Below are 18,631 nucleotides of genomic sequence, written 5' to 3'. Positions count from 1 at the left end.
TTCCTGCTATTATTCCTGCTCATTGAATATTTTCCGAAACGCGTCGCCCCGCCCCCGGGCCAGCCTGGGCCTGCTACTGGCCCTGCTAGCCGGGTGCACCGACCCGTACATGCCCGACGTCATCACCGCGCCCTCAAGCTACCTGGTGGTCGACGGCTCCATCAACACCGCCGGCGTGACGACCATCCGCCTCTCGCGCACGCAGGCGGTGGCCTCGAAAAGCGCCGTGCCAGTGGAGACGCGGGCCGTGGTCTACATCGAGGACGAGGGCGGGACGCGCTATGCGCTCACGGAAACCAGCGTGAAGGGCACCTACGCCTCGGCCGCCCTCACCCTGAACCCGGCCCGCAAGTACCGCCTGCACCTGAACACGACCGGCGGCAAAGAATACGCCTCCGACTACGTGCCCGCCAAGCTCACCCCGCCCATCGATGCCGTAACCTGGAACACCGACAGCAACGGCCTCAACATCCTTGTGAGCACCCACGACGCCGCCAATGCCACGCAGTATTACCGCTGGGAAACCGACGAAACCTGGGAAATCCGACCGCCCTACACTCCTGACATTGAATATTTTGGCGGGGCCATCCGCAACATTACCGTGCGCTACCCCACCCTGTGCTGGGGCAACGAGCGCGCCACCCGGGTGCTGCTGACCAAAACCACGTCCCTGACGCAGGACGTGGTGTCCGGTTTCCGGGTGCAGCAGTTGCTGCCAACTTCGGAGCGGCTTTACACGCGCTACAGCATCCTGGTGCAGCAGCACGCCCTCACCCAGGAAGAATACAGCTATTGGGAGCTGCTGCGCAAGAACACGGAAAGCATCGGCACGCTTTTCGACCCGCAGCCGGCCAGGCTCACCGGCAACGTGCACAGCCTCAGCAGCCCCACCGAGGTGGTGTTGGGCTTTGTGAGCGCCCATTCCATCACCGAAAAGCGCATATTCATTCGCAACGCCGACCTGCCCTCCACCTGGCCGGTGGTGAGTGGCTACGAGGCCTGCATGCCGGCCGACACCGTGTTTGTGCCGCCGCCCGGCGTGTTTCCGCCGCCCAAGCCCGAAGAAGTGCTGCTGGCCGCTTTCGGCCAGAATTCCATTCTGATACCCATCACCCGGGCGCGTAATTCGGCGGGCGACGTGGTGGGCTACACTGCCAAGGTGCGCGACTGCGTGGACTGCCGCACGCGCGGCACCACGGTGCGGCCTTCTTTTTGGTAGCCCTGCCTTTTCGGTTGCCAGCAGGCCTACCTCTTTCCACAAGCGTGCTTTTTGTCTCATGTCGTCCCGCCTCCTCCGCTTCCTTGCTTCAGCCTGCGCCGCTCTGGTGTGGGGTGGGGCCCTGCTGGCGGGCTGCACCGACGCTTACCTGCCGGAGGTCATCAGCACGCCCGCAAACCAGTTGGTGGTCGATGGCTTCATTAATGCCGCAGGCGTGAGCACCATCAAACTCTCGCGCACTTACGCCATCAGCGCGGCCGGCGCGGCGCCGGTGGAGACGCGGGCCGTGGTGTACATCGAGGACGAGGGCGGCGCGCGCTACCCGCTGACGGAAAGCAGCACGAAAGGCACTTACAACTCGCTGCCTCTCACCCTGGCCCCAACGCGCAAGTACCGCCTGCACCTCAACCTCACAAGCGGCAAGGAGTATGCCTCCGACTTTGAGGCTGCCAAGCTCACCCCGCCCATCGACGCTGTGACCTGGAACGTGAACAGCAACAAGCTCAACATTTACGTGAGCGCCCACGACGCCACCAACCGCACGCAATACTACCGCTGGGACTACAACGAAACCTGGGAAATTCAGTCGCCCTACCAGCCGTCGGTGGAATACGTGCCCAATAGGAATGTGGTGCGGCCCATTGTCAATCGGCTTCCCACCGTATGCTGGGGCAGCGCCCGCTCCACCAAGATGCTGCTGGCCAAAACCACGTCCCTGACTCAGGACGTGGTGGCCAACTTTCCGGTGCGCCAGCTTGAGCCCGCGTCGGCCTACCTCTACACGCGCTACAGCATCCTGGTGCAGCAGCAGGGCCTCACCAAAGAAGAATACGAGTACTCGGAACTGCTGCGCAAGAACACGGAAAGCATTGGCTCGCTCTACGATGCGCAGCCCGTGCAGCTCACCGGCAACGTGCGCTGCCTCAGCAACCCCACCGAGGTGGTGCAGGGCTTTGTGGGTGTGCATTCCATCAGCGAAAAACGTATTTTCATTCGGAGCACCGACCTGCCCAGCTCCTGGCCCGTGGTGACGGGATATGAGAATTGCACCCCGCCCGATACGTTTTACATCGACCGGCACACTTGCCCCTGCTACCCCAAACCCCAGGTTGATTTGCTGCTGACAAGGGCCTTCGGCGCCGGTACCTTCCTGCCCATCGAGCCGCTGATTGCGCGCGACTCGCTTTACGGGCCCATCGACTCGGTGCAAGGCTACACGGCCCGGGAGCGCGACTGCATTGATTGCCGCACGCGGGGCACTGCCGTGCGGCCCAGCTATTGGTAAACGATTTATGCAGCACCGCTTCTATTTTCCTCGAACAATCCGCTCATGAAAAGCCCCTTACTTTCCGTCTGCTCGGTGCTGGCGTGGTGCCTGGTCCTGCTGGCCGGCTGCACCGATGCCTACCTGCCCGAGGCCATCCAGGCGCCGCCGTCCTTTCTGGTAGTCGATGGCTTTATTAATCCCACGGGCATCACCACAGTTAAGCTCTCGCGCACCTATGCCATCGGTTCGCCGGCCGCCGCGCCAGCCGAAACCCGCGCCGTGGTGGCCATCGAAGACGAAACCGGGGCGCGCTACACCCTGCCCGAAACCAGCGTGAAGGGCACTTATACGTCGGCCGCCCTCACCCTGAACCCGGCCCGCAAGTACCGCCTGCGCCTCAACATCACGGGCGGCAAAGAATACGCTTCCGACTACGTGCCCGTCAAGCTCACCCCGCCCATCGACTCGGTGACGTGGAAGTTTGAGAGCTCCGAATTTCGGGTGTTGGTCAGCGCCCACGACGCCACCAACCGCACCCGCTACTACCGCTGGGACTACGACGAGACCTGGGAGATTCTGCCCGCCTACAGCACCGGCCTCGAATACACCAACCACGCCCTGCGGTTTCGGGCCGTGCCGCACCCGCAGATATGCTGGGGCAACGACGTGGCCCGCACGGTGCAGATTGACAAAACCACCACCCAAAGCCAGGACGTGATGAGCGAGCACCGCCTGCGGGTGCTGCCGGCCAACACCGAGCGCCTGTTTCGGCGCTACAGCATTCGGGTGCGGCAGTACGCCCTCACCAAAGAAGAATACGACTACTGGGAGCTGATGCGTAAGAACACCGAAAGCATTGGCTCGCTCTTCGATGCGCAGCCCGTGCAGCTCACCGGCAACGTGCACTGCCTCAGCAACCCCACGGAGGTGGCGCTGGGCTTCGTAGGGGCCCACTCGGTGGTCGAAACGCGCATCTTCGTGACTCGCAGCCAACTACCGGCCGGCGTTGGCACCCTCTCGGGCTTCGAGTCCTGCATTCCGCCCGAATTTGTCAACCTCTACCCCGGCACCGGCGAAAGCCCCGAACAAATCCTGGAGCGGGTGTTGGGCAAGTTCGAATACTTGCCCATCGTCGAAGGCCAAAATTTACTGACCGGGGAATTGGGCATCTTCGTGGCCAAGCCCAACTGCCTCGACTGCCGCCTGCGGGGCACCGACGTGAAACCCTCTTACTGGCCCTGATGCCCACGCCCATTTCTTTCCTTTCGCCCTTGCCACCGAAGCTTATGAAATTGACTACTCGCCACGCCCCGTGGGGCACCCGGACGGCCTTGGGCCTGCTGCTGGGGCTGGCCGGTGCCCGGGCCGCCGCGGGCCAAGCCGCCGCTCCGCTCGACTCGCTGGATGGCCTCACGGGCAAGCTGCTGCGCTACGAGCAGCGTGGCCCCCACGAAAAGCTGTTTCTGCACCTCGACCGCCCGGTGTACCTGAGCGGCGAAACCCTGTGGTTTAAGATTTATGCCGCCGATGGCACCCGCGCCCGCCCCCTGGCCCTGAGCAGCGTGGCCTACGTGGAAGTGCTGGATGCCGACCACCGCCCCGTGCTGCAAACCAAAGTGGCCCTGCAAAAAGGCAGCGGCCAGGGCTCGCTGGTGCTGCCCACGGCCCTGGCGGCGGGCAGCTATACGGTGCGGGCCTACACCAGCTGGATGAAAAACTTCAGCCCCGATGCTTATTTCCACCGCACGGTCACGGTAATTAACACCCAGTTGGCCTCCGGCGCCGGCGCGCGCGACTCGGCCACGTCCTACGACGCGCAGTTTTTCCCCGAAGGCGGCCACCTGGTGCGCGGCCTGCGCAGCCGGGTGGCGTTCAAAATCGCCGACAAAGCCGGCCGCGGCGTGAGCGCCGAAGGCAAGGTGCTCAGCTCCAGCGGGGCCGTGGTAGCCACGTTCAAAACCCTGCGCTACGGCATGGGGCACTTCGATTTCACGCCGGCCCGGGGCGCCGACACCTACACTGCCACCATCACGCTCGGCCCCAAGCGCGCCCTCACGCGCCCCCTGCCCGCCCCTGCCGAGCAGGGCTACGTGATGCGCCTCGACGACACGGGCCCCGACCAGCTGACCCTGACTGTGACCGCCACCGGCGGGGCGCCCACCGAAACGCTGGCACTGCTGGCCCACTCGCGGCAGCAGGTGGCCCTGGCCACGCGCCAGCCGCTGGCGGGCGGGCAGGCCGCCTTCACGTTCCCGAAAAGCGCCTTGCTCGACGGCGTGTCGCACCTCACCCTGTTCAACGCCGACCGCAAACCGGTGTGCGAGCGGCTGTACTTCCGGGCGCCGCAGCGGCTGCTGGCCCTCGCGGCCCGGGCCGACAAGCCGCAGTACACCACCCGCGACAAGGTGAGCGTGCAGGTGGGCGCCGAGGCCCAACCAGCAGCTGAAGCAGCCAATCTGTCGATGGCCGTGTACCGGCTCGACTCGCTGACCACGGCGGCCGCCCCCGGCATCGACCGCTACCTCTGGCTCACATCGGACCTGCAGGGAACGGTGGAAAACCCTGATTATTACTTCACGGCCACCGGCCCCGAAGCCGCCGAAGCCACCGACAACCTTTTGCTGACGCAGGGCTGGAGCCGCTTTAAGTGGGAAGACGTGCTGGCCGCGCCCAAGCCCTTCGAGTTTTTGCCCGAGCCTTACGGGCCCATCGTGCAGGCGCAGGTGCTGCGGGCCGGCACCCGCCAGCCGCAGCCGGGCATCACCACCTACCTGGCCTCGCCCAGCCGCATCGTCGACCTGAGCGTGGCGGCCAGCAACGCCCAGGGCATTGTGCGCTTCGAGCCCAAGCGCTTCGGTGGCAGCCGCGAAATCATCCTGCAAACCGACCCCGGCCAGGACAGCACCAGCCAGCTCACGGTGGTCAATCCGTTCTCGGAGCGCTACGCCACGGGGCCGCGCCCGGCGTTCGGCATCACCCCACGCTTCCAGCAGGACTACGCCAAGCGTCACTTTCAGGCGCAGGTGCAAAGCGCCTTTGCGGGCCGCTACCGCCACCGCTACGCCACCGAGCGGGTGGATAGCCTCAGCTTTTTCGGCAAGCCCGACGAAACCTACCTGCTCGACAAGTTCACGCGCTTTAAGGTGATGGAGGAAGTGCTGCGCGAATACGTGCCGGGCGTGATTGTGCGCATTCGCAAGGACGGCTTCCACCTGCTGGTGGTGGACCGGCTGAACAAGGCCGTGCTGTCGGAAAACCCCATGGTGCTGCTCGACGGTGTGCCCGTGTTCAACATCAACAAGATAATGGCCTTGAACCCGCTCAAGATTCGGAAGCTGGAGGTGATGGACGGCCGCTATTTCCACGGCCCGGCCGTGTATAACGGCCTGGTGAGCTTCACCACTTACAAGGGCGACCTCGAAGGCTTTCCGCTCGACCCGCGCGTGCTGGTGCAGGAGTACGAGGGCGTGCAGCGTCAGCGCGAGTTCTACGCCCCGCGCTACGACACGCCCGAAGCCGCCAAAAGCCGCCTGCCCGACCTGCGCAACCTGCTCTACTGGAACCCCGAAATCAACCTGACTGGCCTCACCGCCAAGACGCTTGATTTCTACACCGGCGACCAGGCCGGGCGCTACCTCGTGGTGCTGCAAGGGCTGGCCACCGATGGCCGGGCGGGCAGCCGCAGCTTCGTGCTGGACGTGAAACCGGCGCTGTAGCACAGCCTCTTGGCAAGCAAAAAGGGCGGTGCCGGGTTTCATCCCGGCACCGCCCTTTTTGCTTGCCAAGAGGCGTTATTCCAGCACCACCCGCCGCGTAACCGGTCCCGTGGCGTAGTCGACGCGCAACACGTAGAGGCCACGCGCCAGGGTTGCCGTGTTCAGCGTGAGCTCGGCTTGGGCGACGGGTTGCGTTAGCGCGGTTTTGCCCAGCGCATCTACCAACGTCACGCGCTGCGGCCGGGCCGCGGCATCCAGCTTCAGGTTGAGGGTGGCGTGCGCGGGCACGGGCCAGGCTTCCGTTGGGGTGGTTTGCGCCGAGCGCACGGCCAGCACACCGGCCGGCCGCAGGCGCACCAGCCCCGTCACGGGTTGGCTGCCGGCTTGCAGAAAGTAGCCCCCCACCACCAAGGCCCCATCGGGCTGCACCAGCACGTCCGAAACTGCGTATTGCGAGTATAACGGGCTGGGCGCGGGCGTTGGGGTCGTGATAAAGTTCTGGTCAAACGTGGGGTCAAACTGCCCATTGGCTTCGAGCCGGGCCAGGAGCGTAGGGGGCGCCGCAAACTGAGAGCTTTGTTGCATGCGGCCCCCTACCACTAAACGGCCGTCGCTCTGCCCGGCCACTACACTTATTCCATTATAAGGCAAGGCAGGCCCATTGATAGGGCGGAAGGGCGTGGCAAAGCCCGCAGCGGCCGTTCCGTCGGCCGCCAGCTTGCTGAGCACTTCGGTTGCACTCAGAATGCCGGTGGCCACGTAGCCACCGGTAGCCGGAATAGAGAAGACATTATTCACCCAGGCTCCGAAAACGCCCGGCGTAGGCGGTGAGGTCGGTAGCGTGTAAGAGAAAGCGGGGTCGGGTTGGCCATTGGGCAATAGCCGTTGGATGGCGTTGGGCCCCGATGCGGTGATGACAATATTTCCGTTGGCCTGTACAAGGCCTTTGTAAATAGGCGCTTGGCTAGCCGGCGGCACAAACGTGGGGTCTACCGCCCCAGTAGTAGTGAGCCGAGTCAGGTTGGCCTTGCCGGCGGCGTCGGTGAAGGTGCCGCCCACAACGAGCTGCCCGGGAGTCTGCTCGGCTACTAGCTGAACGCTACTGGAGGAAGGCGTAGAAGTAGGGCTGAGCGTGATGCCGGGCACAAAGCCGGCATCGGCCGTGCCGGCGGTGGTAAGCCGCGTAAAAACCGGCTGGACATTCAGGCTGCTCCCCGTAAAGCTATTGGAAGTATAGCTGCTGCCGGCCAACAGAACTTTGCCGTCGGCCTGCACGGCCAGCGCCGAGGTAGCCCAGCTGGCGCTGTTGGGCTGCCGCCACGCAAAGCTCAGGTCGGGCTGGCCGGTGGGCAGCAGGCGGGCCACCCGGTCGGTGAAGTGCCCGTCAATGGTATTGAACCGCCCGGCGATGACCAGCTTGCCGTCGCTCTGCCGCACTATTTTTTGGATGCTCCCGACAATCTGCAGCAACGGGGTAAACCCGGCATCGAGGGCACCGCTGGGCTGCAGCAGGGCCACCGTCCGGCGCTGGCCCGCGAAGTTGTTGATACCGCCCCAGGTGAGCAGGTTGCCGCCGGGCAGGCTGCGCACTTCGGCCAGCGCCCAATCGGGCCCGGTACCGGTCTGAAAGGTGGGGTCAACGGCTCCGTTGGCCTGCAACCGAAACAATCGATTATCAAAAGAATAAGTCTGGCTGGATACCGACGAATACGTATTCATGAGCACAGCAAGCTGGCCGCTGGGCAGCACCGCCACCCGGTCGCAGTCGCGGCCAATCAGGCTGGCCGGGCACGTAAAAGCCGGGTCGATAGCCCCTGAACTAAGCATGCGAAACAGGGGCACTGCCTGTCCATTGATAACGTTAATTCCCAGCCCGCCCACCAGCAGCGAATTGTTGGCGTCCAGCGCGATGCTGTTGATGTAGAGGCGGGCGTTGGTGTAAGCCGCGGGGTGATAAGTGGCATCGGTGCTGCCGTCGCTATTGAGGCGGGCAAAAAAGAATTGCCGAACCCCGTTGATGGCCGACAAGCTCCCGCCCAACACGATTTTCCCATCCGTCTGCAGCGCCATCTGCTGGTCCTGCGAGAAATTCGTCAATGCCGCATTGAAGCTGGTATCGCGCGAGCCGTCGCTCATCACCCTAAACAAATCGAAACTAACCGAATACCCCGTCAAGTAAAGGCCCAGCACGAGGATGCGGCCGTCGGGCTGCACAATTACCTGCGTCACCTCGGGCAGGCTGCCCGCCCCCGGCAGGGCCAGGTTGAACGTGGCGTCCAGGGTGCCATCGGCATTCAGCCGGAACAGGTAGAGGCGCTGCACCGCGCCCGCCGTGTAGTTGCCTTGCACCAGCAGCTGCCCGTTGGCCATCGGGTGCACTTTTTTCACCAGCACTGTAGCCGCGCTCAGGTTCTGCCGAAACGTTTGGTCGGTGGCCCCAGCAGCATCGAACCGCGCCAGGTTGCTCACGGCCTGGCCATTGGCCCGAATGAAAGTGCCCCCTACTACATACTGGCCGTTGGGCATTTGGGCCGCGTCCGTCACGTTCCCCTCGCCATAGACCTCGGGGATGTGAAAAGTCGGGTCGAGGGTTTGGGCCGCCGAGCTTAGCGAAATGGCCACCAGCAACAGGCCACCCGCAAAGCGTGTTGAGGCCCAAATTTTGAACAAAGCGAGCAAGTACGGTACAGTCTGTTTCATGTGCTTTTGTTGTTGGGAAAGAAAGGTTTACTACCTGACCGGTTGCCGGGCTACAAGGTTGCCGAATGAAGCAAAAATCTAGCCGTCTATTCGGTTCCAACGTACTTTCGCTTACCATGACCGATACCGCCGCTCCCACCCCCAAGAAGCTTTTCCTGCTCGACGCGTTTGCCCTCATCTACCGCTCGCACTTCGCGTTCAGCAAAAACCCGCGCATCAACTCCAAGGGCATGAACACGGGCGCCGTGCTCGGCTTCACCAACACACTGGTGGAGGTGTTGCAAAAGGAGAAGCCTACCCACATCGGGGTGTGCTTTGACGCGGCCAAGAAGACCTTCCGCCACGACCAGTTTGCCGAATACAAAGCCCAGCGCCAGGCCATGCCCGAAGACATCGGCATCGCCATTCCCTACATCAAGAAAATTATCCAGGGCTTTCACATCCCCATCCTGATGATGGACGGCTTCGAGGCCGACGACGTGATTGGCACGCTGGCGCAGAAGGCCGAGAAGGAGGGTTTCGAGGTGTTCATGATGACGCCCGACAAGGACTACTGCCAGCTGGTGACTGAGCACATCAAAATCTACCGCCCGGCCTTCATGGGCAACGCGGCTGAAATCCTGGACGTGGACCACGTATTGGCGCGCTTCGAGATTGAGCGCGTAGAGCAAGTCATTGACATTCTGGGCCTGCAGGGCGACGCAAGCGACAATATTCCCGGCATCCCCGGCATCGGCGAGAAGACGGCCAAGGCGCTGATTAAGCAATACGGTTCAGTAGAGAACCTGATTGCCAACTCCGACCAGCTCAAGGGCAAGCAGCAGGAAAACGTGCGCAACTTCGCCGAGCAGGGCCTGATGAGCAAGGAGCTGGCCACCATCCACGTGAACGTGCCGCTCGACTTCGAGCCCGACAAGCTGGTGCTTGATGCGCCGGATGAGAACAAGCTGCGCGAGCTGTTTGAGGAACTGGAGTTCCGGCAGCTGTCGGCCCGCATTTTGGGTGGCGGCAGCGGCCCTGCGCGCACGCCCGCCAGCGTGGCCAAGCCCGGTACCACCGGCGCCCGGCGGCCCCGCGTGGCAGCCAGCGGCCAGGCTTCGCTGTTCGGCAATCCCGGCGACGAGGCCGTGGCCATTGGGGCCGAGGAAGGCGAAACGGCCGGCTACGGCGCGCCCAGCGGCCCGCGCAAGCGGCTGGAAGACGTGCCCTACAACTACCACCTCATCGACACGCCAGAGCTGCGCAAGTCGCTGCTCAGCTTCTTGCTGCAGCAAACCGAAGTGAGCTTCGACACCGAAACCACCGGGCTGGATACCATGACGGCGCGGCTGGTGGGACTGAGCTTCTGCTGGCTGCCGGGCGAGGCTTACTACGTGCCCGTGCCGGCCGACGACCAAGCGGCCACCCAGGCCATTGTGGATGAGTTCTGCCCCTTCTTCTCGGCCGAAAACATCCTGAAAATCGGCCAGAACATCAAGTACGACCTCACCATTTTGCGCCACTACAACGTGGAGGTGACCGGGCCGCTGTTCGACACCATGCTGGCCCACTACCTCATCGAGCCCGACATGCGCCACAACATGGACGTGCTGGCCGAAACCTACCTGCACTACTCGCCCATCTCCATTACTGAGCTCATTGGGCCCAAAGGCAAGAAGCAGAAAACCATGGCCGACATCCCGCCGGCCGAGGTGAAGGACTACGCCTGCGAAGATGCCGACGTGACCCTGCAGCTCAAGCACGTGTTCGAGCCTATGCTGAAAGACCTGGGTTTGCTGGGCCTGCTGAACGACGTGGAAAACCCGCTGGTGCCGGTGCTCAGCAGCATCGAGTACGAGGGTGTGCGCATCGACTCAAGCGCCATGAACGAGTACTCGGCCGAGCTGCAGGGCTACATCACGGAGCTGGAAGGGCAGATTTTCCGCGAGGCCGGGCAGGAGTTCAACATCGGCTCGCCCAAGCAGTTGGGCGAGGTGCTGTTCGACAAGATGGACATCGGCAAGGGCAAGGTGAAAAAAACCAAAACCGGCCAGTACGCCACCGGCGAGGAAGTGCTGAGCCAGCTGGCCGCCGACAACCCCATTGCCGGCCTCATCCTGGAGCACCGCCAGCTCACCAAGCTGCGCAGCACCTACGTGGAGGCCCTGCCCCAGCTGGTGAGCGTGGTGGACGGCCGCGTGCACACCAACTTCAACCAGGCCGTGACGGCCACCGGACGCCTCAGCTCCACCAACCCCAACCTGCAGAACATTCCCATCCGCACGGAGAAGGGCCGCGAAATCCGCAAGGCCTTCGTGCCGCGCGACGACCAGCACGTGCTGCTGGCTGCCGACTACTCGCAGGTGGAACTGCGCATCATGGCCGACTTTTCGGGCGACAAAACCATGATTGAAGCCTTTCGCCTGGGCCAGGACGTGCACGCCAGCACGGCCAGCAAGGTGTTTCACGTGCCCATTGACCAAGTAGACAGCGAGATGCGCCGCAAGGCCAAAACCGTCAATTTCGGCATCATCTACGGCATTTCGGCTTTCGGGCTGGCCCAGCGCATCGGCATCGGCCGCAAGGAAGCCACCGACATCATCGAGACCTACTTCCAGGAATTCCCCTCGGTGAAGCAGTTCATGGACGACAGCATCAACCGCGCCCGCGAGCTGGAATACGCCGAAACGCTGCTCAAGCGCCGCCGCTACCTGCGCGACATCAACTCGCGCAACGCCACGCTGCGCGGCTACACCGAGCGCAACGCCATCAACGCCCCCATCCAGGGCACGGCCGCCGACATCATCAAGATGGCCATGATTAATATCTACCACTGGCTGCGCGAGGAGAAGCTCCAGACCCGTATGATACTGCAGGTGCACGACGAACTCGTGTTCGACGCCGTGCAGGAAGAGGTGGAGTACATCACGCCAAAAATCAAGGAGCTGATGACCACCGCCCTGCTGCTGCCCCACGGTGTGCCGCTGGAAGTAGAAGTGGGCACCGGGCGGAACTGGCTGCAGGCACACTAGCGAATGGGCCAACGCCTCCCATATGCACATTAGAAGAAGGCAGCATCGGCTAATCGTTTCAACGTCTCTTCTTAGCCTATGGTAGTTTCGCTAGCGCACCGTTTATGGGTGTTAACACGGGCCTTGGTCATTTGCGTCATGCTCAGCCAGCCGTGCAATGGCCAAGTCAAAGAACCAGCTGCGCCAGTCGCCAACCCGTATGCTTCGCTGGAAGAATTGCGCAGCTTGTTTTCCTCGCTTACTCAGTCTTCGGGCAGCTCTGGTTGGTCGGGCGCGCCGGTCATTTTTCAGGATACCGTTTACGCGGGTCAACATTCGGGCGCGGGGCGCTGGCCGCTGGCCGTTCGCATGGCGGAGCAGCCCCTGCGTTTGAGGCGCCAGGCCCTGCGCTTAAGCAATCCGTTTGGCTTGGCTGCCTGGCCGCTTTCGTATTCGGTTATCTACCAGCACTGCTTGGTGGTGTTGTTTTCACCGGGAAAGTTTGCCTGCTACCGGCTGACAGATTTTAGCCGGAATGAGCTGTTGGAAAAGCAGCTCAACACCCAGCAGTTCGAACAGCACTGGTTGTTTAACAAGCAATTGGTGGGGTGGCACAACGGACGAGCCTACGCCTACGACACTCTCCAACACGCATGGCAACGCGCGGCCCAGCCCTTGCCGTTTGACAAGCAAACTAAGATTTACGAAGACGAGCGTTTCGCTTGTTCGATGGTGTGCGCGGGAGAATTTGGCGGCCTGCTGTATTTCTACGATAAGCAAACCGGGCGCACGCACTACGTCGAAGCCACCTGCGGCACTTCGGTGTGGAAACAAGACGGGCGCTACCGCGTGCTGGCTTCGTTGGCCCACATGAGCGGCAGCGCCCGCAGCGGCATCATTGCAGCGCCCGAAACCCTGCCAGAGGTAGCCACGCCACCCGTGGCTGCCCAGAGCTGGGAGTACACTTTTGCTAACTCGATTCCCAACCCTGCTGTGCAGCGCGTCTTTGCCTATTATGGCCTGACAATGCTCGGCGGCCTGCGGTGGCAGAGCCAAACCATGTACCTGGTAAGCTGGCGGGATGCCACCTTCCTGGCAACCCTGGCTGATGGGCAAATGGTCGTCGTTGACCCGCTTTTCAGCAGTTCATTAGGGCATACGGGCCTCACCACTCCCTATGGTGTTAACCTAGCCCTTACCGCGCTGCTTCATTATAAAGGAAGGCAGGAGCGTGAGGCCGCTTGCCTGGTGACAAACGGCGAACAGCTTACTAAAATTGAGTGGGGGAAGTAGCTAACCTAACCTCCTAAATTTTAACGGGATACGTGGCCTGGCAGCGCACTGCCGGATGTAAAAGCAAGCCTTGCATACAACTGCTTCACGGCGCTCTGCGGCTACCTCCACTTGCTATCAGCCGTATACCCAAGCTTTCACCCCACCTGCTCTACTGCTATGCCCCACCACCCCCACACTTCCACCCTGCAAAACGTAGCCCGCGGCGTGCTGGGCTCTTTTATGGTGCTGGCCGGCACCAGCCACCTCACGTTTGCACGGCGAGAGTTCCAGGCCCAGGTGCCTGATTTCGTGCCCGGCGATAAGGATACCACGGTACTGGCCTCGGGCGTGGTAGAAATTGGGCTGGGCCTGGCGCTACTGTTGCTGAAGGGCAAGAACCGGCGACGCATGGGCCTGGGGCTAGCGGCTTTTTACGCAGCCGTATTTCCGGGCAACGTGCACCAGTACACCCACCGCATTTCGGCCTTTGGGCTCGACACCGATGCCAAGCGACTGGCCCGGCTGTTTTTTCAGCCCGTGCTGATGGGCGCGGCCCTGTACTCAACGGGCGCGCTGCAGTCGTCGAAAATCGGAAATAGCAAAGCCTAATGGATAGACCTGACCAAAAAGTCATGCTGGCCGAACTGACCAGCTTGCTCACCAAGGGCAACGCCCACGCCACCTTCGAGGACGCCTGCGCCGGCCTGATGCCCGACATCTGGAACCGGCACGTGCCCGAGGTGCCTTACACCATCTGGCAGCTGGTAGAACACGTGCGCATCGCGCAGTGGGACATTGTGGAGTTCTGCTTCGAGCCCAAGCACGAGTCGCCGAAGTGGCCCGATGGCTACTGGCCCGCCCCCGACGCCACCGCCGACGAAGAACAATGGCAGGAAACCCTCGACCACATCCGCCAAAACCGCCAGCGCTTCCTGCACCTCATTCACGCCCCCGGCACCGACCTACTGGCCAAAATACCGCACGGCGACGGCCAAACCCTGCTGCGCGAAGCCATGCTCATTGCCGACCACAACGCCTACCACACTGGCGAAATCATCCTGATTCGGCGGTTGCTGAAAGCTTGGAAATAAGCTGGTTCATCACAAACAAAAAGCCCGGCACGCACACGCGCCGGGCTTTTTTGTCGACCGCGAAGCAGCTACGGCAGCAGCTGCAGCTTGTGCGTCAGGGTTTGCGAGCCGGCTTGCACGCGCAGGGTGTAGAGCCCGGCGGGCAGGCCCTGGATGCCAACGGCTTGCTCAGCAGCGTTGGCCAGTGGCTGCTGGCGCACCACTTGGCCCAGGGCATTGATGAACGTGATAGTACCCGTACCCAGGGCCTTTTCTAGTCGCAGCGTGACGCTGGCGCCGGCCGTGCCGGGGTTGGGGAATACCGTGAGAGCCGTGGAAGCCACTTGGGGCCGGTTAGCCAGCGGCGAAAGGCCGATGGAAAAGGCGCCGGTAGCATCGCCCGAGGCGTAGCCCGATACGGCCACGTAGTGCAGGCGGCCCGGCGTGAGGCCCGTTACGGTGACGTTGCCCACGGCCGTGTTGGCGGCGCCGCTGGACTGGCAGAATACCTGGGCGAAGCCCGTGGTGCAGGTGGTGGCCGTGAACACGCGCACCATGCCGGCGGGGGCACCGCTCAGGTAGAGCGGGGCGCTGGTGGCGGTGGGCGTCCAGGTAAACCACACGTCTTTGGGCGACACGGCCGGCGAGCAGGCCGGCGTGATGATGCTGGCCAGGTTGGTGAAGGTGCTGTTGGCGTTGGTGGTGGCCAGGCCAGCCGTGAGGGGCAGGGCGCCGCAGGGCTCGTCGTTGTTAGGGATGGGCTGTTGCAGGGTGGTGCTGCGGGTGTTGTTGGCCGGGGTGGGGTCGGCTACGCCGTTGGGCTGGCTGGCCGTCACAGCCAGCGTGTAGGTACCGAAGGGCAGCGTGAGGCCCTGCGTGAACGTGAACTGCTGCGTGGCGCCAAACGCCACCGATGCCCCCGTGAACGTTTGGGCAACGGGCGCGCCGCCATTCAGCGTGTAGCTGAGCACGAGGCTGGTGAGCACGCTGCTGCCCAGGTTGCGCACGGTAACCGTAATGGGGTTGTTGCCCGCCGTCAGCGGTGAGGTGGGTGCGTCGATGCTCACCAGCTCCACATCGTTCAGCACCACGCCGAACTCGTAAGCGCCGATATCGGGCGGGCTGGTGCGCAGCGCGCCGGCGAAGTCGCGCGGCACGCGGGGCAGGGTGGCCGCGGTGCCGGCGCCATTCAGCGCGGCGGCCGTGGGCACAAAGCTGCCGGCGTTGAGGAAGGCCGGGTCGGCGGCCACGCTGTTTTGGTCGAAGGCGCCGCTGTTGGCCGCGCGCCAGTCGGCCAGGGTCACGTAGTTGGTGTTGCCGTAGCGGCTCGTCACGGCGGCCGTGCCCGTGCCCACGTACAGGTCGTTGTAGTCTGAAGTAAAGGCCGAGGTGTTGGTATCGACGTTGAGTGCGTAGCGGCCCTGAGCCCCGGTTTGCGTGATGCTCACCAGGTTGTTGCGGAAGTCGATGTTGGTGGTCACCCCCGTCTGGTAGAAGCCCACGATGCCCGAGGTCGAGGCCACCGAGCTGTTGAGCACGATGGTGTTGTGGTAGTAGCGGGCGTAGCTGGAAGCGCTGTTGTAGAGCACGTTGATGGTGCCAGACGTATTGAAATTATAGAACAGATTGTTCACCACGTCGTTCTCGGTGCCGGCCGCGCCCGAGGTGCCGCTGAAGTAAACCCCGTAGGCCGGCAGCGAGCTGCTGGCACTCGTCTGGGTGTCGTGAATGCGGTTTCGCTCGATGGCCGTGCCCACCGAGCCCGTCACGTACACTCCGTAGAAGGTGATGGTGGAGCCCCGGCCTTCGCGGTGGATGTTGTTGCCCACTATCTGGCAGCCAGCGTAGTTGGTCAGCAGGATGCCGTAGTTGTAGAAATCGCGCACGGTGGTGCCCGTGATGCGCACGCCCGTGGTGCGGCTGCTGGTCGAAATGCCGGTGAGCGAAATGCCGTAGGCCCCGCCGGCGATGGAGTCGTTCTCGATGCGCAGGTTGGTGGCGTCGCCCGGCGAGGACGTGGTGACCAGCGCGCCGCTCACGGCAATGCCTGCGTTGGCGGTGGTGAGGGTGGCCGCGGCGGGCGCCAGAATCACGCAGCCCTTGATGCGGTTGTTCACGGCCTGCCCAATCAGGTTCACCCCAATGCCGTACTGCGCCGAGCTGGCCAGGTCGATGGTCAGGTTTTGCAGGGTCACGTAGTCGGTGCCGTTCAGCAGCACGGCCGCGGGCTGGCCCGAGGTGCCGGTGTAGGCGAGGCGCTGCCGGGCCGCGCCGCCGTCCACCACAATGGTGTCGGTGGCGCTCACGCCGGCCACCTGGCCCAGCGAAAACTGCTCGGTGTAGGGGCCGTTCAACACGTTGAGGCGCACCGAACCGGCAATGCCCGCGCTGTTGAGCGTGGTGGCCGCTTCGGCAAAGCTGGTGAAGTTGGTGGCGCTGCCCGCTACTTGTTTATTGATGGTATAGGTGCCCACCATGGGCGTGTAGAAGGTGCGGCTCAGGCTGCTCGTGGCGGTGCTGCCGTTGGGCGCGCTGGCCGTCACGGTCAGGGCGTTGCGCCCGCTAATCAGCGTGGCAGGCGTCGTGAACGAAAAGCTCTGGGTAGCGCCCACGGCTAAGCCGCCGGCCGGCGTCAGGGTTTGCGTCACGGCCGGGGCGTTGTTGAGCACGTAGGCCAGCTGCACGGTGGTGAGGGGCACGGTGCCGTTGTTCAGCACCGTCACCGTCACGGTGCGGCTGCCCGTCGTCACGGGCGGGGCCGGCGAGTCGATGCTGCGCAGCACCACGCCGGGCGTGTTGGCCGGCGGCGTAAACTCGTAGGCCCCTAAATCGGGCGCCGTGCTGCTGCGGGTGGCGCCGGTGAAGTCGTCCGGCACGGCCGCCACCGGGGCGGCGGTGCCGTTGAGGGCCACGGCGGTGGGACGCAGGTTGCCAGTGACCACGCTCACAAACTGCGGCTCCACGCTCAGGCTGTTCTGGTCGAAGGCGCCGCCGTTGGCCTGGCTCCAGTCGGTGAGGGTAGCGTAGGCCGTGGTTTGGTAGAAGCCGGTGCGGTAGGTGCTGCCGCTGCCCACCAGGTCGTTGTTGTTGCTCACAAACGTGGAGCCCACCGACGACACCAGAATGGCGTAGTTCAGGCCCGTGCCGGTGCGGCTCAGGCGCACAATGTTGTTGCGAAACTCCACGTTCAGGCCCGTGGTCTGGTAGAAGCCGAAGCCGCCGCCCGTGCCGGTATTGGCCTGGTCGTTGATGTCGACGGTGTTGTAGTAGTACTTGGCGTTGTCGGAAGACCCGTTGAAAATGCCGTACACCGCCGAGCCGCTCAGGTCGTAAATCAGGTTGTTGGCAATGACGTTGGGCGTGGTGGGGGTAGCCGCCGCAAGGGTGAAAAGGTAGATGCCATAAGCCCCGGAAGTGGTGGTGGTGCCCGCCGGAAACGCCTGGTGAAAGCGGTTTTTGGCCACCGTGGCGCCGCTGGTACCGGTGTTTATGTTGATGCCATAGAACGAGCCGGCGCCGGTGCGGGCCGGGCGCGACACGTCGTTGCCGGTCACCTGCGCGCCGCTCAGGTAGCCGATGTAAATGCCCGCGTCGTAGCAGTCGCGCACGGTGTTGCCGGTAATCTGCACGCCGGGCGTGGGGGCCGTGAGGCTGCCCGAGCCCACCACCGCAATGCCGTAGTAGCCGCCCACCACGGTGTTGTTTTGCAGGGTCAGGTTTTGGCTGGCCGTAGCGCCGGTGGTGGTGGGGAAGGTGGTCGAGGCGTTCGATACGATGCCCGCGAAATTGGTGCTGGTACTCGCGGCAGCGGTGGAGGCCGTCACGGTGCAATTGCTCAGCACGTTGTTGTCGGCGTTGTTCAGCAGCTGCACACCCCAACCGTAGGTGGTTGTGCTGGTGCCGCCCACCGTGGCGTCCACCAGCAGATTGTTAATGGTCACGTAGTCGGCCCCATTCAGGGTAATAACTGCCCGCTGGGCGCTGTTGCTCGACCCAAACTGAATGGTGCGCCCACCGCCGTTAAACGTCACGCGGTTGGTGGCGCTGCTGCCCGTGAGCTGGTTCAGGCTGAACTGCTCGGTGTAGGGCCCGCCGCTCACCGTAAACGTCACGGGCCCGCTCACGCCGCCGGCATTCAGGGCCGTGGCGGCATCCTTGAAGCTGTTGAAATTGGTGCCCGCCGTGGTCTGCGCGTCGTTGATGGTGTAGGCACCGCTCAGCGCGGTTTGGGCCCGGGCGCCCAGCAGGGTGGCCAGCCCCAGGCCGCCCGCCAGCAACCAGCGGTGCGCCCGCGACGGGCGTTTAGTTGGTAAAGGTGTTTGCATGGTTTTATCGAAAGTTGGTTGTGAAGCGTGAAGTGATGGTGGGCGTAGCTTAGCGCGGGACGACCCCGC

The 18,631-nt window shown here is 63.5% G+C and carries 10 protein-coding genes; 8 read left to right on the top strand and 2 right to left on the bottom strand.

Annotated features, from left to right (window positions below):
* Positions 1 to 22: 22 nt before the first annotated feature.
* Genes I2I01_RS15560 through I2I01_RS15545 form a run of 4 tightly spaced genes read left to right on the top strand, consistent with a single transcriptional unit; the run spans position 23 to position 6,202 of the window.
* Positions 23 to 1,219, top strand: a complete 1,197-nt coding sequence (locus tag I2I01_RS15560) for a DUF4249 domain-containing protein (protein WP_196287386.1) — start codon at positions 23 to 25, stop codon at positions 1,217 to 1,219.
* 58 nt (positions 1,220 to 1,277) lie between these two features.
* Positions 1,278 to 2,504, top strand: coding sequence for a DUF4249 domain-containing protein (locus I2I01_RS15555; RefSeq protein ID WP_196287385.1), 1,227 nt, complete (start codon positions 1,278 to 1,280; stop codon positions 2,502 to 2,504).
* Between the two features lie 45 nt (positions 2,505 to 2,549).
* Positions 2,550 to 3,728 (top strand): DUF4249 domain-containing protein, encoded by a 1,179-nt coding sequence (locus I2I01_RS15550; protein ID WP_196287384.1) that lies wholly within the window; start codon positions 2,550 to 2,552, stop codon positions 3,726 to 3,728.
* Between the two features lie 44 nt (positions 3,729 to 3,772).
* Positions 3,773 to 6,202 carry an MG2 domain-containing protein gene (locus I2I01_RS15545; RefSeq protein ID WP_196287383.1) on the top strand — a complete coding sequence of 810 codons (2,430 nt, stop codon included), beginning with the start codon at positions 3,773 to 3,775 and terminating at the stop codon, positions 6,200 to 6,202.
* Between the two features lie 75 nt (positions 6,203 to 6,277).
* On the opposite strand, the gene I2I01_RS15540 is transcribed toward I2I01_RS15545, so the two are convergent.
* The gene (locus I2I01_RS15540; RefSeq protein WP_196287382.1) at positions 6,278 to 8,902 is read right to left on the bottom strand and encodes a T9SS type A sorting domain-containing protein; all 2,625 of its coding nucleotides are present in this window, start codon (positions 8,900 to 8,902) and stop codon (positions 6,278 to 6,280) included.
* Positions 8,903 to 9,018: 116 nt separating this feature from the next.
* Here I2I01_RS15540 and polA point away from each other — a divergent pair, with 116 nt between their 5' ends.
* The 4 genes from polA to I2I01_RS15520 all read left to right on the top strand — a co-directional run bounded on the left by polA (position 9,019) and on the right by I2I01_RS15520 (position 14,258).
* Positions 9,019 to 11,913 (top strand): DNA polymerase I, encoded by a 2,895-nt coding sequence (gene polA, locus I2I01_RS15535; RefSeq protein WP_196287381.1) that lies wholly within the window; start codon positions 9,019 to 9,021, stop codon positions 11,911 to 11,913.
* A gap of 408 nt (positions 11,914 to 12,321) precedes the next feature.
* A complete protein-coding gene (locus tag I2I01_RS15530) occupies positions 12,322 to 13,185 on the top strand; it encodes a hypothetical protein (RefSeq protein ID WP_196287380.1) in 864 nt (287 codons plus the stop codon).
* Positions 13,186 to 13,344: 159 nt separating this feature from the next.
* Positions 13,345 to 13,776, top strand: a complete 432-nt coding sequence (locus tag I2I01_RS15525; RefSeq protein WP_196287379.1) for a DoxX family protein — start codon at positions 13,345 to 13,347, stop codon at positions 13,774 to 13,776.
* Positions 13,776 to 14,258, top strand: coding sequence for a DinB family protein (locus I2I01_RS15520; RefSeq protein ID WP_196287378.1), 483 nt, complete (start codon positions 13,776 to 13,778; stop codon positions 14,256 to 14,258). Before I2I01_RS15525 ends, I2I01_RS15520 begins: the two co-directional genes overlap by 1 nt.
* A 68-nt stretch (positions 14,259 to 14,326) precedes the next feature.
* On the opposite strand, the gene I2I01_RS15515 is transcribed toward I2I01_RS15520, so the two are convergent.
* The gene (locus I2I01_RS15515) at positions 14,327 to 18,562 is read right to left on the bottom strand and encodes a beta strand repeat-containing protein (RefSeq protein ID WP_196287377.1); all 4,236 of its coding nucleotides are present in this window, start codon (positions 18,560 to 18,562) and stop codon (positions 14,327 to 14,329) included.
* Positions 18,563 to 18,631 lie beyond the last annotated feature (69 nt).

Origin of the sequence: Hymenobacter properus (genome assembly GCF_015694735.1) — a bacterium.
Taxonomy (GTDB): Bacteria; Bacteroidota; Bacteroidia; order Cytophagales; family Hymenobacteraceae; genus Hymenobacter; species Hymenobacter properus.
The sequence above is the reverse complement of the archived record's forward strand: the minus strand, read 5'-3'. Positions and strand labels throughout refer to the sequence as shown.

Coding starts and splice junctions, on each gene's coding strand:
- I2I01_RS15550 (WP_196287384.1), top strand. CDS start 2,550: ATGAAAAGCCCCTTACTTTCCGTCTGCTCGGTGCTGGCGTGGTGCCTG.
- I2I01_RS15515 (WP_196287377.1), bottom strand. CDS start 18,562: ATGCAAACACCTTTACCAACTAAACGCCCGTCGCGGGCGCACCGCTGG.
- I2I01_RS15545 (WP_196287383.1), top strand. CDS start 3,773: ATGAAATTGACTACTCGCCACGCCCCGTGGGGCACCCGGACGGCCTTG.
- I2I01_RS15555 (WP_196287385.1), top strand. CDS start 1,278: ATGTCGTCCCGCCTCCTCCGCTTCCTTGCTTCAGCCTGCGCCGCTCTG.
- I2I01_RS15540 (WP_196287382.1), bottom strand. CDS start 8,902: ATGAAACAGACTGTACCGTACTTGCTCGCTTTGTTCAAAATTTGGGCC.
- I2I01_RS15525 (WP_196287379.1), top strand. CDS start 13,345: ATGCCCCACCACCCCCACACTTCCACCCTGCAAAACGTAGCCCGCGGC.
- polA (WP_196287381.1), top strand. CDS start 9,019: ATGACCGATACCGCCGCTCCCACCCCCAAGAAGCTTTTCCTGCTCGAC.
- I2I01_RS15520 (WP_196287378.1), top strand. CDS start 13,776: ATGGATAGACCTGACCAAAAAGTCATGCTGGCCGAACTGACCAGCTTG.